The following is a 22,552-nucleotide window of genomic DNA, read 5'->3' on the forward strand; positions in this document are numbered from 1 at the left end:
CGCATGACCGAGAAAGTCGCGCTGACCCCGAAGACCCACACCACCCCGCCCGCGAAGTTCTCGCACGGCGTCCGCAAGGGCAACATCCTCCAGGTCGCCGGCCAGGTCGGCTTCCTGCCGGCCGACGAGGGCAAGCCGCCCACGCCCGCCGGTCCCACCCTGCGCGAGCAGACCCTCCAGACCCTCGCCAACGTCAAGGCGATCCTCGAGGAGGGCGGCGCGAGCTGGGACGACGTGATGATGATCCGCGTCTACCTCACGGACGTGGACCACTTCGCGGAGATGAACGACCTCTACAACACGTACTTCGAGGAGCAGGGCCTCACCCAGCCCCCGGCCGCCCGCACGACCGTCTACGTCGGTCTCCCCGCCGGCCTCCTCATCGAGATCGACGCGCTCGCCGTCCTCGGCTGAGCCGCCTCACCACCCGCACACCGTACGTCGTCACGGCACGGCGCCCCGCACCCCGGGACGCCGTGCCGCGATCCCCCCTGCCCGGCCGTGCCTTCCGGGGGGGGACCCCAGACCCCCGAGACCATGCCCTTACCCAGAGGACCCCCCGATGTCCCATCCGTCCCTCCCGCTCGCCGCCTCCGCGCCCGAGACACCACCGCACACCGGAGGACTGCTCCTCCTGATCGACGGCACCGCCGGCCTGCTCACCGTGGCCGCCATCGGTATCGCCCTGCTGCTCTTCCTGATCATCAAGGTCCGCCTCCAGCCGTTCGTCGCGCTGCTCGGCGTCTCCATAGCCGTCGGCCTGCTCGCGGGACTGTCGGTCACCGAACTCTTCGGCACCGTGCAGAAGTCGGACGCGGTGTCCACCATCGAGTCCGGGATGGGCGGCATCCTCGGCCATGTCGCGATCATCATCGGCCTGGGCACCATGCTCGGCGCGATCCTCGAAGTCAGCGGCGGCGCCGAGGTGCTGGCGTCCCGGCTGCTCGGGCTGTTCGGGGAGAAGCGGGCGCCGCTCGCGATGGGCCTGACGGGCCTCATCTTCGGTATCCCGGTCTTCTTCGACGTCGGCATCTTCGTCCTCGCGCCGATCGTCTACGCGGCCGCCAAGCGGTCCGGCAAGTCGGTCCTCCTCTACTGCCTCCCCCTCCTCGCCGGCCTCTCCGTCACGCACGCCTTCCTGCCCCCGCACCCGGGCCCGGTGGCCGCCGCCGGACTGCTGCACGTCGACCTCGGCTGGGTCATCCTCATGGGCGTCGTCTGCGGCCTCCCCGCCGTCGTCGCCGCGTGGGTGTACTCCGCCTGGATCGGCAAGCGCATCTTCGTCGCCGTGCCGCAGGACATGGTGGAGGCCGCGCAGGAGGCCAAGGACGCCGTCGCCGCCGAACAGCGCGCGTCGGGCGTGCGGCCGCGTGAGACGCCGGTGCCGCTCGGCACGGTCCTCGGCATCATCGGCACGCCGCTCCTGCTCATCCTCGCGGCGACCTTCTCCTCCATCGCGCTGGACGAGTCCACCCTGCGCTCGGTCATCGAGTTCTTCGGCCACCCGTTCGTGGCCCTCACCCTCGCCCTGTTCCTCGCGTACTACCTGCTCGGCATCCGGCGCGGCTGGTCCCGCAAGTCCCTGGAGACGGTGTCCACTTCCTCGCTGAAGCCGGTCGGCAACATCCTGCTGGTGGTCGGTGCGGGCGGCGTCTTCGGTGCCGTCCTCAAGGGAAGTGGGGTCGCGCAGGCGCTGTCCGACACCTTCAACGACGTCGGTCTGCCGGTGATCGTGCTGTCGTACCTGATCTCCGTGGTGCTGCGGGTGGCGCAGGGCTCGGCGACCGTCGCCATCGTCACCACGGCCGGCATCGTGGCGCCGCTGCTCTCCGAGGGCGACCACTCGCAGGCGTTCGTCGCGCTCGTCATCATGGCCATCTCGGCGGGCTCGATCTTCGCCTCGCACGTCAACGACGGCGGGTTCTGGATGGTCGCCAAGTACTTCGGCATCAGCGAGCGGGACACGCTGAAGTCGTGGACCGTGCTGGAAAGCGTGCTGTCCGTCGCCGGGTTCGTGGTCGCGGCGGCGCTGAGCCTGGTGGTGTGACCCCGGCGGGCGCGGTGACGCGTGGTGCCCGTGTAGGCGTCCGATAACGAAGTCGGGGCTGGCTGTGACACGCACAGGATCGTCGACCATACTCCTGCGGTGTGGAGCAGCGCATAGGTTCGAGCAGCAGCAAGCCCCTGGAAGGCGCCGGGGTCGACCCGGCCTTCGTCCCCGGGCTCACCGCGCCCGCGACCGGCCGCGAGGAGGACGCGAAGGACACGAAGGACACGAAGGACGCGCCCGGCACGGACGAGGACGGGGCCGTCGACGGCACCGCGACGGAAGCCGTCACAGAGGCCGAGGAGACCGGTGACGACGAGCCGGAACCCGCCCCCGACGGACCCGCCTTCGAGGCGTCCGACCGCCGTGCCGCCCTCGTCGCCGACCACCGCGGCGTGCGGCTGAAGCTGGACGACCAGGAGTGCGAGTTCCGCTGGGACGAGATCGGCGCGGTGGAGACGGAGACGGCCCGCTTCGGCAAGCGGTTCACCGTCACCGTCCACACCCCCGACCGGCGTTGGTACCCGATCGAGATCGAGGCCGACTCACGCCGCCGGTTCGCCGAGTGGGACGCCGCCCTGGACAAGGTCCTCGACGCGTACTTCGACGACGGCGCCGAGGCGGCGGACGGGTCCGACGACGCCGAGGCTGACGACGACGTCGAGGCGCCGCACGCTTCCGACGACGCCGAGGTCGACGACGACGCCAAGGCCGACGACAACGCCGAGGCGGCCGGCCGCGCCTAACGGCAGTACTGGCCCTCCTTGCCGATCACCCGGTACATGCAGTCGGCGTTCTCCAGGAGCTGGAGGACGGCGTCGCGGTTGCGGGACGTCTCCCGCTCGATGACCTCGTCGGGCGGGTAGAACCCGCCGCCGGACGCCGACCTCGGGTACATCTCGAAGGTGTAGCCGAAGATCTTGTGGGCGCCCCAGAGGTAGTCGTCGATGGACCCGTCGGTGATGTACAGGTCGCTGGACTGCTGGGCCGTGTAGCCGTTGCTCGCGGCCATCTTCTGGCCGACCGCCTTGAACGCGGCGTGGTCGTCGGCCGTCATGCCGGTGGTGGTGTCGGAGTAGGTGTAGCCGAACGGCCACAGCACCAGCTCGCTGTAGGTGTGGAAGTCGATGCCCGCCTTGATCTGCTGCGCCCCGCCGACGACCCGGCTGCGCACGAAGTCGGCGACCACCTTCACCTCGGGGGCCGACTCGGGCGCCGAACCCCGGTACGTCTCCGAGGACTTGCTGCCCGAGGAGCCGCCGCAGCAGCCCCAGCGGTAGTCCCAGTTGCGGTTGAGGTCCGTACCGACGGCTGTGGAACCGGAGTTGGGCTGGCGGTTCTTGCGCCAGGAGCGGTAGGAGCCGGTGGCGATGTCGTACTCGCCGCCGTCCGGGTTGAGGTCGGGGACGATCCAGATCTCCCGCTCCTGCACCATCCTGGTGATGCGGGCGTCGGAGCCGTACCCGGCGCCGAGCTCCCGCAGCAGGTACAGGGCCATCTCGACGGTCAGGTGCTCACGGGCGTGCTGGTGGTGGGTGAAGAGCACCTCGGGCTCGGCCTCGTCGGCGCCGACGTTGTCGCTGACCTTGACCGCGACGATGTCCCGGCCCTGGTAGGACTTCCCGATCACGCGCTTGCTCATGATCGACGGGTACGCCGCGATCCGCTGGTCGATCTCCGCGTTCATCTCGGCGTAGTTGTGATAGCGGGAGTCGGCCGAGGGGAAGTCGAACAGGCGCAGGCCGTCGGCGGCGGTGGAGCGGTCGGGGGCCGTGCCCAGAGGAGTGATCTCGTAGCCCTGGTCGCGGAGTCGGCGGATCTGGTCGGCACGGCCGGAGACGACCACGGTCTCCTCGTCGGCCTCGTCCACGGTGACGCCGGACCGCTGGATCGCCGTACGGGTCACGGGCGTGGTGCGCTGGTGGATCTCGTACTGCCGGATGTCGTCCGCCGAGGGGGCCGCCGCGCGTGCCCCGTCGGCGCCGGCCGGGGCGGCGGCGGTGAGCGACAGGGGTGCGGCGAGCGCGAGGGCGAGGAGAGCGGCGAGCGCGGCGGGGCGTCTGCCGCGGGAACGGAGTCGCATGAATTCTCCTTGTGAGGAGGTGGGGTGGTTCATGGCGACGTGCGTGGTGCGGTGCCGTCATCGTCGATACCTGACATGATCAGGTCAAGAGCGCGTCGGCCGCCCCGCCAGGGGGAACCGGTGAAGATCCCGGCACGCCCTCTTGTGGGACGGGCACCGGTCCGCTTTCTTGACCCCATGGCGGACACCACGGGAAACACCCAGGACATCGGGGCGACGGCCGGGGCCGGACCCCGGCCGCGCAAGTCCAGCTGGCGCTACATCGGCCCTGGCATCGTCGTCGCCGCGACCGGCGTGGGCGCCGGTGACCTCGTGGCCACCCTCATCGCCGGCAGCAACTTCGGCTACACCCTGCTGTGGGCCGCCGTCGTCGGCTGCCTGGTGAAGATCTCCCTCGCGGAGGCGTGCGGCCGGTGGCACCTGTCCACCGGACGCACCCTGTTCGACGGCTGGGCCAGCCTGGGCCCCTGGACCACTTGGTTCTTCGCCGTCTACGCCGTTATCTGGGGCTTCGTCTACGGCGCCGCCGCCATGTCGTCCAGCGCGCTGCCGCTCCAGGCGCTGTTCCCGAGCGTGATGGACCTGGAGTACTGGGGCATGGCCTGCGGCCTGGTGGGCCTGGTCTTCGTCTGGTTCAACAAGTACGCGGTGTTCGAGAAGGTCATGACCGTCCTGGTGGGCGTCATGTTCGTGGTCACCGTGTACCTGGCGTTCCGCGTCACGCCCAACCTGGGCGACGCCTTCGCCGGCCTCCTCCCCGTGGTGCCCGACGAGAAGGACTCCGTCCTCAACACCCTCGGCCTGATCGGCGGCGTCGGCGGCACCATCACACTGGCCGCCTACGGCTACTGGATCAACGCCAAGGGCTGGACCAACAGCGGCTGGATGAAGGTCATGCGGCTGGACAACCGGGTCGCCTACATCACCACCGGCATCTTCGTCGTCGCGATGCTCTTCGTCGGCGCGGAGCTGCTGCACTCGGCGAACATCGCCATCTCCGGCGGCGACCAGGGCCTCGTCCAGCTCGGCGACATTCTGGACGACCGCTACGGCACGACCACCGGCACCCTGTTCCTGGTCGGCTTCTTCGCCGCCTCCTTCACCTCCCTGATCGGCGTCTGGCACGGCGTGAGCCTGATGTTCGCCGACTTCCTCGCCCGGCAGCGCGGCGAGCGGCAGGCGCGCGCCGACGAGCTGGCCTCCGGCCGCCGGGAACGCTCCTGGACCTTCCGCGCGTACCTGCTGTGGCTGACGTTCCCGCCGATGATCCTGCTGTTCCAGGACGAGCCGTTCCGCCTGATCATCATCTACGGCGTGCTGGGCGCGGCGTTCATGCCGTTCCTCGCGCTGACCCTGCTGTGGCTCCTGAACTCCTCCCGCACCCCGCGCGAATGGCGCAACGGGTACCTCAGCAACGGCATGCTGGCGGTCGCGGGCCTGCTGTTCCTGGTCCTGGCGGTCAAGCAGATCTGGGACCAGCCGTGGTCGGAGTTCTTCTGACCGACCCGCCGTCCGGCCCGTCTCACACCCCCGCGTCCCACACCGTGCTCAGCGCGATCTCCCGCAGCTGTTCCATGGTGAGCGCGGGGGTGTCGCGTGTGGCGTCCTGGTGCTGCGCGGGCGTGTTGAAGGCGCTGACGACGACACGCAGTCCGTCGGGGCGCAGGGTGTCCACCGTCCACATGACGACGCCCTCGGCGCCCTTCTCCCCGGGCGACTGCCGGGTGGTGACCAGCCTGCCGTCGGCCAGCTCCTCGGCGTCGTCCCCGAACAGCATGCCGGCCATGTCCGACATGCCGGGCTGCACATTGATCTGCACGAGGCTCCCGCCCTTGCCGTCGTCGACGACGAGGTAGGCGTACTCGCCGCCCGGGCCGCTCCGGCCGGTCACCTTCAGGTTCTCGGGCAGCAGCCCGATCAGCGTCTTGGCGATCGCCCCGGACGGCCTGCCCTCCGGAGATGCCTCGTCGGTCACGGACGGCTCCGGGCTCCGCGGCATGGCGGCGGCGACCCGCTTCCACACCTCGGCGGTGACGACGTCCTCGAGCTGCTCGACGGAGAGCGGGGGCTGCGGCCGGGACACCGGAGCGTCCTTCTGCGCGGGCGCGTTCCACTCGCTCAGGGTCACGTGCACCCCGTCGGGCGTGACCAGTTCGGCGTTCCACCACTTGGTGTCCACCCGCCGGTCCGGGTACTCGTAGCCGCGGAGCACCATGAGCCGCGAGCCGTCCGGCCGTGTGGCGCTGGTGCAGTCGTCGTAGGCGACGATCTTCTTGTCCGGGCACGTCGTCCACTGGGCGGCCTGCTCGCCGCCGGGGTCCATCCGGTCGACGCTCAGCCCGAGTGCCGCCGCGCCCTGGCCGTCGTCGAACACGAGCCGCGCGTTCGGGGGCATGGCCGACCCCGTGCCCTGGGCCTCCTCCTCGCTGTACGTGCCCCGCGGCAGCAGTTCCTTGAGCGCGCGCAGCATGTCGTCGCCCGTGAAGGTCTCGGCGGGTGAGGGGCTCGCCGCCGACGAACTCGCGGTCGCGGCGGGACCGGCCGCCGCGGAGGTCCGCCGGGGGTCGTGCCCGCCGGACGGCAGGAGCAGCGTCGCTCCCACGCCGACCAGGGCGACACCGGTCATCCCGCCCAGCACGGCCGTACGCCGCAGGAGCTGCTTGCGCCGTCCGCGCACCTCGCCCCTGCCGACGAGGGCGGCCGGGTCGTCCGAGCGGAAGCTGTGGCCGGTGTTACGCAGTGCTGCGGCGAACCGGTCCTCGAAGGGGTCCTCGTGCTGGTTCTCGGGCATGACGAACCCACCTTTCTCGCGGGTGTGAGCGTATGAGGTCGTTGAAGCGGCCGGTGTCAGGAGCGGGAGAACTCGCGGAGGTCCTCGCCCAGCAGCTCCCTCAGCCGGCCGAGCGCGCGGACGCACCGGGTGCGCACGGCCGCCGAGCTGACGTTCAGCACGTCGGCGGTCTGCTCCACCGAGCGGTCCTCCCAGTAGCGCAGGACGACGACGGCGCGGTCCTTGGCGGGCAGCCGGGCGAGCGCGGCCATCAGCGTGAGCCGCAGCGGCGCGTCGCCGTCGGCGGCGCCCGGAAGGTCGGGAAAGGTGTCGGTCGCCCGCTCCCGGCTGCTGCGCAGCCGCCGGTGGGCGAGGAAGGTCCGGGTGAGCACGGTCTGCGCGTACGCGGCCGGGTTCTCCGCCCGAGAGACGCGCCCCCAGCGCACGTACAGCCGGCCGAAGGTCTCCTGGACGAGGTCCTCGGCCAGGTACGTGTCCCCGGCGGTGAGCAGGCACGCGGACCGGTACAGGTGTCCCGCCCGGGCGGAGGCGAACTCCGCGTAGTCCGCGCTGCGCTGCTGTCTCATTCCGTCCCCCGTCGTACTCCCCGAACCGCTCTCACCTCATTGATGCGGTGGACCCGGAGAAATGTTTCATGTGGCGGCGGACACACCGTGCGCGGTCCGTTGTCAGTGGCCGCTGCCAGGATGACGGCGTCATCGGCGCACACGAGCGCCGGGCCGTCGACCTGTGGGGGAGCCACCGTGGGCATGATCGGGGAGTACGCGCGCCTGACGGCCGCCGAGTTCGAGCGCGCGGTCGGCGACCCGGACTGGGCGTACGAGCGTGTCCAGGAGTTGAGCGAGCAGGAGTGGGACGCGGGGCTGCCCTGGGACCAGGCGCGCTGCCACGACACCGACAAGATGTGGCACGCCCTGGACTTCCTGCTGCGGCGCGTCGGCTTCCCCGTGGACGTCGTCTTCGGCGAGCAGCGGATACCGGGGGCGGACGACTGGAGCTACGGGCCGCCCCGCTGCCTCACCCCGGACCAGGTCCGTACCGCCGCCGAGGCCTTCGCCGCCACGCCCCCCGCCCGGCTCACCGAGGGTGTCACCCCGGCCGACCTGGCCGCGGCGGAGATCTACCCGACGATCGTCTGGGAGCGCGGTGAGCCGCTGGACGAGGTGACCGCCCACTACGAGGCCCTGGTGCCGTACTTCCGCGCGGCGGCCCGTGACGGGGACGGCGTCCTGCTCTGGATCAGCTGATCCGGAGCAGGACGCCGTCGTGGGGGGAGAGGGACGTGACGGTTACGGCAGTGAGTGGACGTGCGGGCCCACCGCGTTGGACCAGGCGTTGCCCGCCGTGGCGTCCCAGTTGGTGGACCAGGTCATCGCGCCGCGCAGGCCCGGGTAGGTCTTCGACGGCTTGAACGAGCCGCAGTTGGTGCCGCGGGTCAGGCAGTCCAGGGCGGCGTTCACCACGGACGGGGCGACGTAGCCGCTGCCCGCGCCCCGCGTGGAGGCCGGCAGGCCGAGGCCCACCTGGGACGGGTCGAGGCCGTTCTCCAGTTGGATGCAGGCCAGCGCGGTGAGGAAGTCCACCGAGCCCTGGCTGTAGACCTTGCCGTCGCAGCCCAGCATGGAACCGCTGTTGTAGTACTGCATGTTGACGACCGTGAGGATGTCCTTCACGTTCAGCGCCGTCCGGAAGTAGGAGTTGGACGTCGACTGCATGTCGATGGTCTGCGGCGCCATCGTCAGGATCATCGACGGGCCCGCCTTCGCGGACAGCGACCGCAGCGCCTGCGTCATGTACGTCGCGTCGAGGCCGTTCTCCAGGTCGATGTCGACGCCGTCGAAGCCGTACTCCTGCATCACGGCGTACACCGAGTTCGCGAAGTTCGTCGCGGAGGCGGAGTCGTTCACCGCGACGGTGCCCTTCTCGCCGCCCACCGAGATGATGACCTTCTTCCCGGCCGCCTGCTTGGCGCGGACGTCCGCCTTGAACTGGTCGACGGTGTAGCCGTTCAGCCCCGCCGAGTCCAGGTTGAAGGTGACGGCGCCCGGGGTGCCGGTGGCGTCGGCGAAGGCCACCGCGATGATGTCGTACTGGTCGGGCACGTCGGAGATCTTCTGCACGGCCGCGCCGTTGTCGAAGTTCTGCCAGTAGCCGGTCACCGCGTGCCGGGGCAGGTCTCCGCCCCCGCCGCCGCCGTCCTCCCGGGTGCGCACGGACACCGCCGCCGACTTGGCGGACTCACCCGCCGCGTTGGCCGCCGCGACCTGGAAGCTGTACGACGTGGAGGCCGCGAGCCCGGTCACGGTCGCCGAGGTGCCGGTCACGGCGGTCACCCGGGTGCCGTCGCGGTAGACGGTGTAGCCGGTCGCGCCGGACACCGCGTTCCACGTCAGCGTCGCCGACGTCGCCGTCGTGCCGGAGACGGTCAGCCCGCCAGGGGTGGCCGGGACCGTCGGCTCCGGGTCACCGCCGCCGCCCCCGTCGGGTCCGAGGACGGACACGTCGTCGACGTGGTAGGGCTGCTGGCCGTACCAGCCGTGGGTGTACACCGTCACCGACGTGGTGTTCGAGCCGGTGGAGAAGCTGGTCGACAGCTGCTTCCAGGTCGAGGAGTCGGGCGTCCAGGTGGACACGTCCGTCGTGCCGGTGCCGGTCACGCCCAGGTAGGCGTACCCGCCCTGCACCCACCCGGTCAGCCGGTACGTGGAGTCGGGCCGCACCGCGACCGTCTGGGAACAGCGGGCGTTGTCCTGGCCGGCGGGCGTGGCCTTCAGGGCGGCCGCGCCGCCGTGCACGGGGGAGGAGACGACGGCGCCGCTGTTCGCGGAACAGGTCCAGCCGCTCAGGCCCGACTCGAACCCGGCGTTCTTCGCGTTGTTGACGTCGGCCGCGGTCGCCTGGCCCGCTCCGGCGAGCGGGAGGGCGAGGGCCAGGGCGGAGACGAGGGCGGCCGCCCAGGGGCGTCTGCCGCGTCCGGGCGTACGGGGTGCGCGGTCCACTTGGGGCCTCCGGTGGGGGAGTTGGGGAGGGAAGCGACGGTGGCCACCGTTGATGCGTCACACCGTGGTCCAGACCAATCCGCTTGTCAATAGGTCCAGACCGGAAGGTCCGGGCCGGAAACGGGGGCGCCGCGCGCGAGTAGGGCGACGGGCGGCTGGGAAGCGTGGTCCGGAGGGTCCGGAGCGGGTCCGGCGTCAAGCCGGGTGCACCAAACCCACACGCTCGGTGCCGTATTGAGACCGGCGAGATGATCGACCTGCCCCGATTTGGCGCATTGTGAGGAGCAGGAGTTGCTGTCCGGCTGCACAAAGGCTGTTCTCCGGTCACAGACCCGCGGATACAGTGCTGAGGTAGTCACGCAGTGAAGTCACGAGGGTGCACCGGAGTAACACCCGGTGGGCCGACGGGCATGGGGAGAACGGGGAGCCGCGCGTGCCAACCGCCATTGCCGTGACCGGCGCCGACATGGCGCTGCCGGCGCAGGACGAACGGACCCTGCCCGCCGTCGTGCTGCGCGACGTCGACACCCGCCCGCTCGACGAGGTGCTGACCGAACTCCAGGCCGTCGTCGAGGCGCACGGCCATGTCGTCGTCGTGTGCTCCCCGGCCACCCCGGCCCCCGTCCTGCGGCGGCTCCACACCCTGCGCTCCCTGCTGGAGAGCGACCGGATAGCCCTGTTCCGCCCCGACCTGCCGCCGCTCGCCGTGGCCGTACTGGCCCGCCAGTTACGGCAGCTCGCCTCCTGCGACATCGGGCCCGGTGTGCTCGCCTCGGCCGGCCGGCTGCTCACCCACTACCTGCACGCCGGGGCGCTGCTGGGCTCCGTCACCCGCCTCGACCGGGTGCCCGTCGACCTCAAGCAGCACGCCAAGTCGTGGCTGCCCGGCAGCCAGTTCGCCGTCCTCGCCCACCCTCAGCCGCAGCTCGTCCGCCTCGGCCCCGACGCCAGGCTGGACGGGCCCGAGTTCGGCACCTGGATGCTCGTCGCCCGCGGCCAGCTCCCGTCCGACTGGGTCACCGCCACCCTGGCGCCCGCCTGGCGCGTGCAGGGTCTGCACGAGGTCCCGCCGCCCGCCGAGTCGCCCGCCTGGTGGGGCACCGGCAAGCTCGTCGAGTTCTGCACCTTCCTGCCCGACCTGTCCGTGCTCTACCAACTGGTCACGTCCGTACGGCGCGGCACCTGCCACTGGTGCGGCATCGACGTCATCGGCGACCGCTGCGTGTTCTGCTCGGCCACCCCGCCCGCCCCCGAGGCCAGACCGGCCCTCACCCGACGCACCTGACCCGTCCGTCCACCGCACGAGCCCGCATCGTCCCGCTCGACCGCCACCCCCCAACGAGGTTGCACGGTTCATGAACTCCCGTCAGCGCCGCGGCGTCATACTCCTCCTCCTGTCGGTCCTGTGCGCCCTCGGCGCGTTCGCCGGCGTGCTCTCCGTCATCAACGACGTGCGCTCCAAGGTCGGCCCCGAGGTCGCCGCCTACCGGCTGAAGACCGACATCGCGCCCTACACCACGCTCGGCGCCGACCAGTTCGAGCGGATCGAGATGCCCGAGCGCTGGCTGTCGGAGAACGCCGTCACCGACCTCGACGACCTCCGCGGCAAGATCGCCGTCACCACCCTGCGCAAGGGCTCGCTGCTGCAGACCGACATGGTCGTGGACCGCCCCGCCCTCGGGCCGGGACAGCAGGAGGTCGCCATCATGATCGACGCGGCGACCGGCGTGGCCGGCAAGATCACCCCCGGCTCCACGGTCAACGTGTACGCCACCTTCGAGGGACGGCGCGAGGGCGACCCCGACCAGTCGAAGATCATCGTCACGGGCGCCAAGGTCCTCGACGTCGGCCGGCTCACCGCCCTCCAGCCCGACGAGGACGACCGCCGAGGCCCCGCCGACGCCGTCCCCATCACGTTCGCGCTGTCCACCCTCGACGCCCAGCGCATCACCTACGCCGAGTCGTTCGCCCAGCGGGTGCGGCTCGCGCTGGTCGGACCCGGGGGCGACACGGGCGTCCCCGAGAAGGACCGGACGTACGAACTCGCGAAGGACAAGTGAGGGGCCCGCATGTCCACCAGGATCCTCCCGGCAGTCGGTGACGCGGACGCGGTCCGGTCCCTCACCACCCTGATCGGCCAACTCCCCGACGCGGAGCCGCTGGCCCCGGTGACCGACTCCACCCAGCTCGTCGACACCCTCTCCCGGCTGGCCGCCGAGTCCCTGGACGAACTGCCCGAGGTGGTCGTCGTCCACGAGCGGATCGGCCCCGTCCCCGCGCTGGAACTGATCCGCGAGGTCGCCCTGCGCTTCCCCGCCGTCGGCGTCGTCCTCGTCACCTCCGACGCGAGCCCCGTCCTCTTCCAGGCCGCCATGGACCACGGCGCCCGCGGCCTGGCCGCCCTCCCGCTGAGCTACGAGGAACTCGCCAGCCGCGTCCAGGCGGCCGCCCAGTGGTCGGCCGGCGTACGGCGCCACCTCGGCGCCGGCGGCGACCCGCTCCCCGGCGCCGGCGGCACCGTCGTCACCGTCAGCGGCGCCAAGGGCGGGGTCGGCGCCACCCTCACCGCCGTACAGCTCGCGCTCGCCGCGCAGACCTCCGGACGCTCCACCGCCCTGGTCGACATGGACCTCCAGACCGGCGACGTCGCCTCCTACCTGGACGTCCAGTTCCGCCGGTCCGTCGTCGACCTCGCCGCGATCAACGACATCTCCCCGCGCGTCCTCGCCGACGCCGTCTTCCGCCACGACAGCGGACTCGCCCTGCTCCTCGCCCCCGCCGAGGGCGAACGCGGCGAGGAGGTCACCGACCGCGCCGCCCGCCACATCGTCGGCGCGCTGCGCTCCCGCTACGAGGTCGTCGTCGTCGACTGCGGCGCGCAACTCGGCGGCGCGGGCGCGGCGGCCGTGGAGATGGCCGACCGGGCCCTGCTGGTCACCACCCCCGACGTCATCGCCGTACGGGGCGCCAAGCGGACCGTGCGGATGTGGGACCGGCTGCAGATCCGCAAGGCGGAGGAGACCACGGTCGTCGTCAACCGGCACACCCGGTCCACGGAGATCCAGCCGCCGCTCATCGCGCGGATCACCGGCACCGCGGTCGCCGCCACCACGGTCCCCGCCCACTTCAAGGAGCTCCAGGGCGTGGTGGACGCCGGGCGCGTGCACGAACTGGAGGCGAAGAGCACCGTGAAGCAGGCGATGTGGGCGCTGGCCGGCGAACTCGGCCTGGTGCGGGCCCCGCAGGCCGGTCATAAGGGCGGCCGGCCGCGCGGCGACCGGGGCGCGGTCAGCTTCCGGCGGCGCAGGGACGGCACGGGATGAGCGGCGGCAGGCGGGCGAGGGTGACCGGGCCGCACCGCGACCGGGGGCAGGTGACCGTCGAGTTCCTCGGCATGACCCCGACGATCCTCGTCACGCTGGTCGTGCTGTGGCAGCTCGTGCTCGTCGGCTACACCTTCACGCTCGCCGGGAACGCCGCGGACGAGGCGGCGCGGGCCGGCACCGCCGCGTCCCCCGGCGCGCGGCAGGGCGCCTGCCAGGCGGCCGGCACGGACAAGCTGTCGGGCGCCTGGGGCAGCGGCGCCACCGTGACCTGCGCGACCGGCGGCGGCATGGTCACCGCGGACGTGACGGTCAGGGTGCCGATCCTCTTCCCCGGCACCCTGTCGTTCCCGTTCGACGTGACCGGTCACGCGGGCGCGGTCGAGGAGGAGACGGACTGATGGCGCACCGACCCGACGTGCCGTACGCATCCGAGACGCCGTACGCGTCCGACGTGCCGTACGCGTCCGACGTGCCGTACGCGTCCGAGGCGCCGTACGCGTCCGACGTGCCGTACGCACCCGGCCGGCCGGACCGGCGCGGGGACGGCCGCCGCCGTGACTTGGGGCACGTGGCCCGTGACGGGGGGCAGGTGGCCCGTCACGGGGGGCACGTGGCCCGTGACCGGCGGGGCGTGGCGCGCGGCCGACGGGGCGTGGCGCGCGGCCGGCGGGGCGTGGCGCGTGACCGTGGGCAGGTGGCGATCGAGTACCTGGGGTTCCTGCCGGTCCTGCTGATCGTCGCGATGGCCGCGGTACAGCTCGGCCTGATCGCCTACACCGCCCAGCAGGCCGGCACCGCCGCCCGCGCGGGCGCCCGCAGCGCCTCCCTGGACCGGGGCGCCCAGGCCGCCTGCGCGGCCGCCGTCAGCTCCTGGCTGGCCGGCGGCACCTCCTGCGGCACGTCGGGCGGCGGCGACGAGGTCACCGTCACCGCCCGGGTCGACATCCCGTCGATCGTGCCCGGCTGGGACTTCGGAGCGGCGGGGAGGAGCGCCACGATGCCCGTCGACCACTGACCCCACCACCACCGGAGCGCCCGACGAACCAGGACCGGGACGAGGACGACGAGGAGCGAGCCACTCATGAGCCTGCGGGCACGCATCAACTCCCCCGAGGAGAGGACCGGGCGGGGCGAGGACGGCCACCTCGTCGCGTCCTTCCGCGCCAAGCTCCTGGAGGAGATCGACCTCGCGGAGATGAGCGCGCTGTCCCCGGCCGAGCGCCGGGCCCGGCTGGAGCGCGTCCTCGGCCACATCATCAGCCGTGAGGGTCCCGTCCTGTCGACGGTCGAACGCTCCCAGCTGATCCGCCGCGTCGTCGACGAGGCCCTCGGCCTCGGCATCCTCGAACCACTGCTGGAGGACCCCTCCGTCACCGAGATCATGGTGAACGGCCCGGACGCCGTCTTCGTCGAGCGGGGCGGCCGGGTCGAGCAGCTGCCGCTGCGGTTCGCCTCCCACGACCAGCTGATGCAGACCATCGAGCGCATCGTCTCCACCGTGAACCGCCGCGTCGACGAGTCCAACCCCATGGTCGACGCCCGGCTGCCGTCCGGGGAGCGCGTCAACGTCATCATCCCGCCGCTGTCCCTGACCGGCGCGGTCCTCACGATCCGCCGCTTCCCCCGCTCCTTCACCCTCCAGGAGCTGATCGGCCTCGGCTCGCTCGACGAGCCCATGCTGTACCTGCTGGCCGGACTGGTGCAGGCCCGCTTCAACATCATCGTCTCCGGCGCCACCGGCACCGGTAAGACGACCCTCCTCAACGCGCTGTCCGGGCTGATCCCCGAGGGCGAACGCATCATCACCATCGAGGACTCCGCCGAGCTTCAGCTCCAGCAGCCGCACGTCATCCGCCTGGAGTCCCGCCCGCCGAACGTCGAGGGCAAGGGCCGCGTCACCATCCGCGACCTGGTCCGCAACTCCCTCCGGATGCGCCCCGACCGCATCGTCGTCGGCGAGGTCCGCGGCGGCGAGTCCCTGGACATGCTCCAGGCGATGTCCACCGGCCACGACGGCTCCCTCGCCACCGTCCACGCCAACAGCGCCGAGGACGCCCTCACCCGGCTGCAGACCCTCGCCTCCATGTCCGACGTGGAGATCCCCTTCGTCGCCCTGCACGACCAGATCAACAGCGCCGTCGACGTGATCGTCCAGCTCACCCGGTTCGCCGACGGCGCCCGCCGCATCACCGAGATCGCCCTGCTGGAGAGCCACGGCGGGGAGCAGTACCGGCTGGCCACGGTCGCCCGCTTCGACGCGCTGCCCATGACCCACGACGGCCGCGTCCACGGCTCCTTCGTCCACCACCCCCTGCCCCGGCGGACCGCCGACCGCCTGTACATGGCGGGCCAGCCCGTCCCGCAGGCGTTCGGCATCGCCCACTCCGCCGACCAGCTCGCCACCCGAGAAGCCAGGTAGGTACCGCCCCCATGGAGCTGCAGACCCTGATCACGCTGACCACCGGCGTCACCCTGCTGACCTGCGTCCTCGCGGTCGCCGGCGTGCACGTCCACGCGGCCGGACGGGCGCAGCGGCAGGCACTGGTGGACCGGCTGTCGGCCACCGGTGAGCTTCCGTCCGGCGGCCGACGGCGCCGCTTCCCCACGCTGGACCGCCGGCTGCGCCGCACCCGCCTCGGCCGCAAGCTGGAGCTGCGTCTGCTCGCCACCGGACTGGACGTCACACCGGGCGAGTTCTTCGTGGCGATGCTCGTCACCGTCGCCGGACTGTGGATGGCCGGGCAGGCCGCCCTCGCACCCTTCTTCGGCCCGATCGCGGGACTGCTCGGGGTGTGGGCGGCCGTGCAGTTCCTCGACTGGCAGCGGCAGAAGCGCATCGAGCGGTTCATCAACCAGCTTCCCGAGCTGGCCCGCATCCTCGCCAACGCCACCCAGGCGGGCCTCGCCCTGCGCACCGCCATCGGCATCGCCGCGGAGGAGCTGGAGGCCCCGGCCGGCGAGGAACTCGCCAAGGTGGCCAACCAACTGGCGATGGGCGCCTCCATGGAGGACGCCCTCGGTGAACTCTCCGACCGGCTCCCCTCCCGGGAGCTCGTCGTCCTCGTCACCACGCTGGTGCTGGCCAACCGGGCGGGCGGCCAGGTGGTGAGCGCCCTGCGCAACCTCACCGAGACGCTGGAGGAACGCAAGGAGACCCGGCGCGAGGTCCGCACCCAGCTCTCCCAGGTCAGCATGACCTCGTACGCCGTGCCGGTGCTCGGCGTCGGCTCGCTGTTCCTGATGAACGGGGTGAAGGACGGCGCCCTGGAGCGCATGACCGGATCGACGGCCGGGCAGATCGCGGTCCTCGTCGCCTTCGGCCTCTACGCCGTCGGCTTCCTCCTCATCCGCCGCCTGTCCCGCATCGACGTCTGAGCCGGGAAAGGGGACGACGACATGGCACTCCTGCTCGCCGCGCTCATGGCCCTCGCCGTGTGCGGCATCTTCGCCGGCATCCGCATGTACCGGGCGGAGGCGAAACTCCCCGGCGACCTGATGCTCGCCCTGGAGGTCGGCTCCACCCGCACCGGCGCGGTCGACTCCCTCATCGACCGCATGGGCATGCGCTACGCCCCCGCCGTGATGCGCCTCATGGGACCGAAGCAGGTCGCCAGGTACCGGCGCAAGATCGACCTGGCGGGCAACCCCGGCGGCCTCACCATCCACCGTTACGCCGCCCGCCGTGCCGTCTACGGCGCCCTCGGCGGCGTCGGCTGCCTGGTGTTCCTGATGCGCGGCCAGCTGTTCGTGGCGCTGCTGCTGCTCGCGTTCGGCGCGTTCTGGACCGAGGTCGGCATCTGGTCGGCGATCCGTGTCCGCAAGGACGTCATCGAGCGGACCCTGCCCGACTTCCTCGATGTCCTCGCCGTCGTGGTCAGCGCGGGACTCGGCTTCCGGCAGGCCCTGGAACGCGTCTCCTCCCAGTACGAGGGTCCCTGGGCGGACGAACTGCGCATCACCCTGCGCCAGATGGACCTCGGCATGAGCCGTCGGCAGGCCTTCGCCGAACTGCGCCGCCGCAACGACTCGGAGCAGGTCGCCATGTTCGTCACCGCCCTCCAGCAGGGTGAGGAGCTGGGCGCGCCCATCGTCGACACACTGGTGGCGCTCGCCAAGGACATGCGCCGCACGGACGCGCAGAACGCCCGCCGCAAGGCGGCCCGCGCGGTCCCCAAGGCCACCTTGATGATCACCACGTTCATGGTCCCGGCCACGATGATCCTCCTCGGCGCCGGCCTGATCCTCGGCTCCGGCACCGACTTCGGCTCGCTCACGGGCGAGTGACGGGAGGCGCAGTGCGATGACGACGACTCGGACACGCAGCAGGCGGGCCTGGCGGCGGCGCCGCGGCCCGGCCGTTCGGCGGCAGGCGGGGGCGGGACCGTCCACGCCCGCCGGGCAGGGCACGCCGGTCGGGCAGGGCACGCCGGTCGGGCAGGGCACCCCGGCCGGGCAGGGCACCCCGGCCGGGCAGGGCACGCCGGTCGCGCCGGTGGCGGCACGGGCGCGGATGCCGCAGGGGGTGACGGGGGCGGGGGCCTCGGGTGGCGCGCCCGATGCCGCTCGCGTACCTCAGGAGCCGCCCGCCGTACCGGCCCCGCAGACCGTCCCGGACACGCAGCTCCAGGTGAACGCCCTTCAAGCGCTGTGCCGGCAGGCCTTCGGCTTCCGGCTCGCGATGATCGCCGTGGCCGCCCCGTCCGCCCTGCTCAACGCCGGCCCCGGCTGGGGCGTACGCCTGGTCGGCATCGCCGTCGTCGTCACCTTCATGGTGTCGTATGCCCTCTTCCGCGACTGGGAGCGCTTCGGTCCCCTCCTCCTGCGCCACCCCACCCTCCTCGCGGCGGACACCCTCTTCGGCGCCCTGCTGCTGGTCTCCGCCGGCCCCGACACCACCCTCGCCTACGTCAGCGTCTGCACGCCCCTGCTCGCAGGCCTCATCTACGGCTGGCGCGGCGCGGCCGTCTTCGCCTCCCTCCAGGGGGTGATCCTGCTGCTCGTCCACGCCACGCTCGACAACCCGCACACCGCACCCGCCGAGACGCTGATCCTGCCCGGCCTGTGCGTGATCGCGGGGGCGGTCGGCTCCAGCCTGCGCAAACTGATGCTCCACCTCGGCGAGGCGACCCGCGCCCTGGCCGCGGTCCGGGCCCGCCTCGCGGTCACGGAGGCGGTCGACGCCGAACGGGCCAGGCTGGCACGGGAGATGCACGACTCGGTGGCCAAGACGCTGCACGGGGTCGCCCTGGCGGCGGACGGTCTGGCCTGCTCGGCGGGAGCCGCCCGCATGGACCCGGCGCTGGTGAGACGCCAGGCGGAACTGGTGGCCCGGTCCGCGCGCAGGGCGGCAGCGGAGTCGCGGGAACTGCTGGCCGACCTGCGGCGGGAGGGGGAGCCGGGGCGGGAGGTGGACGTGCTGGCCGAACTGGCGTGTGCGGTGCGGGCCTTCAGGGCACGGAGCGGTGCGCCGGTGACGTATGCGAGGACGGGGGAGGAGCGGGCCTTCCCGGTCCCCCCGGCGGTGGCCCGCCAACTCCTCTCCATCACCGAGGAGGCGATGGAGAACGCCCACCGTCACGCGCGGGCGACGCGGGTGGAGGTACGCGCCGGCGTGCGGTGCGGGGTATTGACGGTCGGTGTCCGCGACGACGGCACGGGCCTGCCCGGCCTCCCCGCCGCTCCCGACCTCGACCGCCTCCGCCGCTCGGGCCACTTCGGCCTGGTGGGCATGGCCGAACGGGCCGCCTCCGTCGGGGCGCGCATCAGCTTCGGACGGGGAGAGCGGGGGCGCGGCACGGAGGCGCGTGTGGAGTGGCCACTCGCGTTACGGAGGACGGAGGCCGGCCATGACCGGTGAGGCGAACCCGTTCGGGGAGGCGCGGCCCCCGGAGGCCCTGCGGGTGGTCGTGGCCGACGACAACCCGGTGGTGCGCGCGGGGCTGACCGCCCTCCTGACGGCGAGTGAGGGGGTGGAGGTCGTCGCGGAGGCGGCGGACGGCAGGAAGGCGTACGAGGCGACGCTCGCCCACCGTCCCGACGTGGTCCTGCTGGACGTCCGCATGCCGGGGGTGGACGGCCTCACGGCCCTCCCTCACCTGGTGCCGCTGACGGCCGTGCTGATGCTGACGTACAGCGGTGAGTCGGACATCGTCCACGAGGCACTGCGCCGGGGCGCGAACGGGTATCTGGTGCACGGTGAGTTCACGCCGGACGAGCTGGTGACGGCCGTACGGGACGCGAGGCGGGGGAGGCCGCACTTGACGCCGACCGCGGCGGGAAGATTGCTGGCGCAATTGCGGGAGGGGGGTGCGGAAGATTCCGCTTTCGGTGGTGCGTCGGGCGGTAGTTGGCCGCACTATCCACCTACTTCTACGAAAAACCTTTCGCAACTGCAACCAGATGTGGCACAGTCGGTGTCCGACAGGTCGACGTACGGGCTGAGCGCGAGGGAGGCGGAGATCATGGACCTCATCGCGTCCGGCATGAGCAATCAGCAGATCGCCGCCACCTGCTTCATCAGCGAGAAGACGGTCAAGAACCACATCAACCGCATCTTCGCGAAGCTGCACAGCACGAGCCGCGCCGAGGCCGCGGCGAAGTGGCGCGGCGAGGAACGGAGTTCGGGCCGGGACGGGGGTGACCGGTGGTGAGGCGCACACCGACGACGCGATGGGCCCGCCTTTGGGTCCGGAAATGGGCCCCGGGGCCCTTGAGGGGCCTGACCGACCCCTCGTACGGTGCCGAGGTCGACAGCGGCCCCGCGACCCAGGCCGCCACCGCGTCAGTCGGAGGGGAACACCATGGGCAACTGGATCAACACGACGGTCAGGTACCTCCAGTCCCGCGCATCCCGCCGCGACGACCGGGGGCAGACGGCGGTGGAGTACCTGGGGATCATCGCGGTGGTGGTGGCGATCGTGCTGGCGATCACGGGGACGGACATCGGGCAGACGATCTTCAACGCCATCACCGACAAGATCAGCGAGGTCACCGGAATCTGACCCGTCGACGGCGCTTCGCCGATTCCGGGCAGGCCTTTCCCATCTACATCACGGTGGTGGGAGGTCTGCTCTTTCTCGCGTTCGCGTACCTGGCCGTCGGCCAGGCTGCCGCGAACCGGAACGGCGCACAGACCGCCGCCGACGCTGCGGCTCTCGCAGCCGCACAGGAGCGACGCGATCAGCTGGCCGGGGCGTGGGTGAAGAACCTGCTCGACCCCGAAAAGTGGCAGGACATCTTCGACGGTATGGCGGATGGGCTGACGCCGTCGTGCTGGAGGGCCGAGCAGCTGGCCGCCGCCAACGACGCCACGGCCGTGAGCTGCGAAGCGGACGGTCTTCTCGGCTACACGGTCGAAGTGCAGACGAACAAGACGGTCGGCGATTCCATCGTGCCCGGCACCGAGACGAAGAAGTCGCGGGCAAGGGCCAGCGCGGTGATCGAACCACGCTGTGGCTTCGAGCTCCCCGTTGAGCGCGAGAAAGCCGACGAAGAGGAAAAGCTTCCGGCGCTCAATTGCAAGGGCGGCATTGACTGGGAGCTTGACCTCGAGGCGCCGACGGATCTGCTGCCCAAGCCCGAGGACCTTTTCGACGTTCACCTGGCCGACTGACAAGCTAACGACGAGTGACTGAGGATGCAGGGTATGAGCGTTCGGTTCACAACGAGGGCCCGCAGCAGGGCCGTCGCGCTGGTTGTTGCGGCCGGACTGGCCCTGGGCGTGGCTGGCTGCGGCGGTGGCGGGGACGACGACGGCAAGCCGGAGGGAACCGCGTCCACATCGCAGGAGCGCGGGTCCGAACCGAGCGCTCAGGAGAACGAAGCCACGGAGACACTTGCGGAGCTCAGGGGGCCGGACGGCCTGTTGCTCCAGGTCACCTCGGCCGAGCGGGACGACGGCGGCTTCGTCACGGTCAACGGGACCCTGAAGAACGACAGCGACAAGTCGATGAACCTGCCCGCGCAGCTGAGCGGCAACGAGACAGAGGTCATCCGTAACGGCCGGTCGCTCGGCGGTGCGACGCTGGTCGACAGCAAGGGCAAGAAGCGCTACTACGTCCTGCGTGACACGGACGGCCGTCCGCTGACGACCACCGGCATCACCGGAATCAAGTCGGGTGAGTCGGTGCCGGTCTTCATGCAGTTCCCCGCGCCGCCCACCGACACGGCCGAGGTGTCCCTCCAGTTGCCCATGTTCGCCAGCGGCACCATCCAGATCTCTGGGTGAGGCCGGGATGACACACACGCGCCTCCTCCTCATCGGCACGGTCGCCACCCTGCTGGCCACCGGCCCGGCCGTGGCCCGGGCCGACGACGGTCCGAGCGTCCCGCCGGGCACGGAAGCCAGCGCCTCCGCGCCCGTGGAACTGGACGCCAACGACCCCGACCTGAAACTCCCCGACGGCGCCACCCTCGCCGAGCCCAAGGTGCTGGACATCAAGTCCGTCGTCGAGGACCAGAGCGGGGACGAGCGCCGCGAGGACACCAACACGAGCGTGACGTTCGCCCTCCAGGCGGAGGTCCTCTTCGGCAAGGACAGCGCGAAGATCTCCGCGCAGGCGAGGGCCCGTATCTCCGTCATCGCGAACGAGATCGAGACGCAGAACGCGACGCGCATCCGTGTCTTCGGCTTCACGGACAACCTCGGCTCGTCCGCGCACGGCGACGTGCTGTCCCGCAAGCGGGCCAACGCGGTGCACGGCATCCTCGAGCAGGAGCTGAGCGACGCGAACATCACGTACGTGGTGCGCGGTTACGGCGAGGACTACCCGATCGCGGACAACTCGACGGAGGAGGGCAGGAAGAAGAACCGGCGGGTGGAGATCTCGTTCCCGCGAGGGGCGAACTGAGCCGGCTCAGCGGGGGTCACGCACCTCCACCACCGTCCCCACATCGAGCCCCCACCGCTCCATGGCCCCCGCCTCGGCCTCGATGACATGCCGTGCCCGGACGCGCGGCCGCCCCAGCCGTCCGGGCGGCATGGTGCGCACGGCGAGGACGCGGAGGCGCCGGTCCAGGTAGGCGACGTCGATGGGCATGCGCATACGGAAGGTGTGGATGCTGTTGGCGGGCGAGAGCAGCAGCGCGCCTTCCAGGCGCTCCCGCCCGAGCAGTCCGCGCGTTCGCGCCCGATAGGAGGTCGCGATCTCGAGCGGCACCCGCGCGCTGACGCCCCCGTCCGGCGCCCCCCATACGACCAACTCCCCACGCCCGTCCTGCCACCGCACGACCATGCCTCCCCTCACCCCCGGCGAAGGTAACCCGCAATGCGCGGATGAAAGTGCGGCCAGGGATCCGCGTCCCAAT

24 protein-coding genes are annotated in these 22,552 nt (G+C 71.7%); 19 read left to right on the forward strand and 5 right to left on the reverse strand.

The window, feature by feature from the left end; genetic code table 11:
• The first annotated feature begins 3 nt into the window (after positions 1–3).
• From ACQZOG_RS19075 to ACQZOG_RS19085, 3 genes are all read left to right on the forward strand, one after another.
• Entirely contained in the window at positions 4–414 is a 411-nt protein-coding gene (locus tag ACQZOG_RS19075; protein WP_058916869.1) for a RidA family protein, read from the forward strand.
• Positions 415–562: 148 nt separating this feature from the next.
• Positions 563–2,047: a GntP family permease gene (locus ACQZOG_RS19080; RefSeq protein WP_033272230.1), complete on the forward strand. Its 1,485-nt coding sequence runs from the start codon at positions 563–565 to the stop codon at positions 2,045–2,047.
• A 101-nt stretch (positions 2,048–2,148) separates the two neighbouring features.
• Positions 2,149–2,793 (forward strand): hypothetical protein, encoded by a 645-nt coding sequence (locus tag ACQZOG_RS19085; protein ID WP_430741675.1) that lies wholly within the window; start codon positions 2,149–2,151, stop codon positions 2,791–2,793.
• Here the strand turns inward: ACQZOG_RS19085 and ACQZOG_RS19090 are convergent.
• Positions 2,790–4,130: a M14 family metallopeptidase gene (locus ACQZOG_RS19090; RefSeq protein ID WP_163089747.1), complete on the reverse strand. Its 1,341-nt coding sequence runs from the start codon at positions 4,128–4,130 to the stop codon at positions 2,790–2,792. The two genes, ACQZOG_RS19085 and ACQZOG_RS19090, sit on opposite strands and share 4 nt — an antisense overlap.
• Before the next feature lie 177 nt (positions 4,131–4,307).
• Here ACQZOG_RS19090 and ACQZOG_RS19095 point away from each other — a divergent pair, with 177 nt between their 5' ends.
• Entirely contained in the window at positions 4,308–5,630 is a 1,323-nt protein-coding gene (locus tag ACQZOG_RS19095) for an Nramp family divalent metal transporter (protein ID WP_230229151.1), read from the forward strand.
• Positions 5,631–5,652: 22 nt separating this feature from the next.
• Here the strand turns inward: ACQZOG_RS19095 and ACQZOG_RS19100 are convergent, their stop codons facing one another.
• On the reverse strand, positions 5,653–6,921 hold the full coding sequence (locus ACQZOG_RS19100; RefSeq protein ID WP_359518622.1) for a hypothetical protein: 1,269 nt from the start codon (positions 6,919–6,921) through the stop codon (positions 5,653–5,655).
• 56 nt (positions 6,922–6,977) lie between these two features.
• Positions 6,978–7,487: a SigE family RNA polymerase sigma factor gene (locus ACQZOG_RS19105; RefSeq protein WP_163089744.1), complete on the reverse strand. Its 510-nt coding sequence runs from the start codon at positions 7,485–7,487 to the stop codon at positions 6,978–6,980.
• Between the two features lie 183 nt (positions 7,488–7,670).
• On the opposite strand from ACQZOG_RS19105, the gene ACQZOG_RS19110 reads away from it, so the two are divergent.
• Positions 7,671–8,168, forward strand: coding sequence for a YfbM family protein (locus ACQZOG_RS19110; protein WP_430741676.1), 498 nt, complete (start codon positions 7,671–7,673; stop codon positions 8,166–8,168).
• 42 nt (positions 8,169–8,210) lie between these two features.
• Here the strand turns inward: ACQZOG_RS19110 and ACQZOG_RS19115 are convergent, their stop codons facing one another.
• Positions 8,211–9,920, reverse strand: a complete 1,710-nt coding sequence (locus ACQZOG_RS19115) for a chitinase (RefSeq protein ID WP_033272226.1) — start codon at positions 9,918–9,920, stop codon at positions 8,211–8,213.
• A 466-nt stretch (positions 9,921–10,386) separates the two neighbouring features.
• Here ACQZOG_RS19115 and ACQZOG_RS19120 point away from each other — a divergent pair, with 466 nt between their 5' ends.
• The 14 genes from ACQZOG_RS19120 (at position 10,387) to ACQZOG_RS19185 (ending at position 22,095) form a co-directional block, all read left to right on the forward strand.
• Positions 10,387–11,205, forward strand: a complete 819-nt coding sequence (locus tag ACQZOG_RS19120) for a hypothetical protein (protein WP_372453470.1) — start codon at positions 10,387–10,389, stop codon at positions 11,203–11,205.
• A 70-nt stretch (positions 11,206–11,275) separates the two neighbouring features.
• Positions 11,276–11,980 carry a Flp pilus assembly protein CpaB gene (cpaB, locus tag ACQZOG_RS19125; protein ID WP_037641327.1) on the forward strand — a complete coding sequence of 235 codons (705 nt, stop codon included), beginning with the start codon at positions 11,276–11,278 and terminating at the stop codon, positions 11,978–11,980.
• A gap of 9 nt (positions 11,981–11,989) precedes the next feature.
• Positions 11,990–13,243, forward strand: a complete 1,254-nt coding sequence (locus ACQZOG_RS19130) for an AAA family ATPase (RefSeq protein WP_037641329.1) — start codon at positions 11,990–11,992, stop codon at positions 13,241–13,243.
• Positions 13,240–13,644, forward strand: a complete 405-nt coding sequence (locus ACQZOG_RS19135) for a TadE/TadG family type IV pilus assembly protein (protein WP_193455647.1) — start codon at positions 13,240–13,242, stop codon at positions 13,642–13,644. Before ACQZOG_RS19130 ends, ACQZOG_RS19135 begins: the two co-directional genes overlap by 4 nt.
• Positions 13,645–13,898: 254 nt before the next feature.
• Positions 13,899–14,261, forward strand: coding sequence for a TadE/TadG family type IV pilus assembly protein (locus ACQZOG_RS19140; protein WP_037644083.1), 363 nt, complete (start codon positions 13,899–13,901; stop codon positions 14,259–14,261).
• 66 nt (positions 14,262–14,327) lie between these two features.
• The gene (locus ACQZOG_RS19145) at positions 14,328–15,665 is read left to right on the forward strand and encodes a CpaF family protein (protein WP_033272221.1); all 1,338 of its coding nucleotides are present in this window, start codon (positions 14,328–14,330) and stop codon (positions 15,663–15,665) included.
• Between the two features lie 11 nt (positions 15,666–15,676).
• A complete protein-coding gene (locus ACQZOG_RS19150) occupies positions 15,677–16,621 on the forward strand; it encodes a type II secretion system F family protein (protein ID WP_033272220.1) in 945 nt (314 codons plus the stop codon).
• Positions 16,622–16,642: 21 nt separating this feature from the next.
• A complete protein-coding gene (locus ACQZOG_RS19155) occupies positions 16,643–17,530 on the forward strand; it encodes a DUF5936 domain-containing protein (RefSeq protein WP_033272219.1) in 888 nt (295 codons plus the stop codon).
• Between the two features lie 16 nt (positions 17,531–17,546).
• Positions 17,547–19,103 (forward strand): sensor histidine kinase, encoded by a 1,557-nt coding sequence (locus ACQZOG_RS19160; protein ID WP_380825904.1) that lies wholly within the window; start codon positions 17,547–17,549, stop codon positions 19,101–19,103.
• A complete protein-coding gene (locus tag ACQZOG_RS19165; protein WP_380825901.1) occupies positions 19,093–19,896 on the forward strand; it encodes a response regulator in 804 nt (267 codons plus the stop codon). Before ACQZOG_RS19160 ends, ACQZOG_RS19165 begins: the two co-directional genes overlap by 11 nt.
• 150 nt (positions 19,897–20,046) lie before the next feature.
• Positions 20,047–20,247 (forward strand): Flp family type IVb pilin, encoded by a 201-nt coding sequence (locus ACQZOG_RS19170; RefSeq protein WP_048455871.1) that lies wholly within the window; start codon positions 20,047–20,049, stop codon positions 20,245–20,247.
• Positions 20,244–20,858 (forward strand): pilus assembly protein TadG-related protein, encoded by a 615-nt coding sequence (locus tag ACQZOG_RS19175; protein ID WP_359518784.1) that lies wholly within the window; start codon positions 20,244–20,246, stop codon positions 20,856–20,858. The genes ACQZOG_RS19170 and ACQZOG_RS19175 overlap by 4 nt, the downstream gene beginning before the upstream one ends.
• A gap of 33 nt (positions 20,859–20,891) precedes the next feature.
• Positions 20,892–21,473, forward strand: a complete 582-nt coding sequence (locus ACQZOG_RS19180; protein ID WP_359494645.1) for a hypothetical protein — start codon at positions 20,892–20,894, stop codon at positions 21,471–21,473.
• A gap of 7 nt (positions 21,474–21,480) precedes the next feature.
• Positions 21,481–22,095 carry an OmpA family protein gene (locus tag ACQZOG_RS19185; RefSeq protein ID WP_430741677.1) on the forward strand — a complete coding sequence of 205 codons (615 nt, stop codon included), beginning with the start codon at positions 21,481–21,483 and terminating at the stop codon, positions 22,093–22,095.
• Between the two features lie 6 nt (positions 22,096–22,101).
• On the opposite strand, the gene ACQZOG_RS19190 is transcribed toward ACQZOG_RS19185, so the two are convergent.
• Positions 22,102–22,479 carry a DUF192 domain-containing protein gene (locus tag ACQZOG_RS19190; protein ID WP_033272214.1) on the reverse strand — a complete coding sequence of 126 codons (378 nt, stop codon included), beginning with the start codon at positions 22,477–22,479 and terminating at the stop codon, positions 22,102–22,104.
• Positions 22,480–22,552 lie beyond the last annotated feature (73 nt).

Source organism: Streptomyces sp. P13-3-3, from assembly GCF_050571355.1.
Taxonomy (GTDB): domain Bacteria; phylum Actinomycetota; class Actinomycetes; order Streptomycetales; family Streptomycetaceae; genus Streptomyces; species Streptomyces althioticus.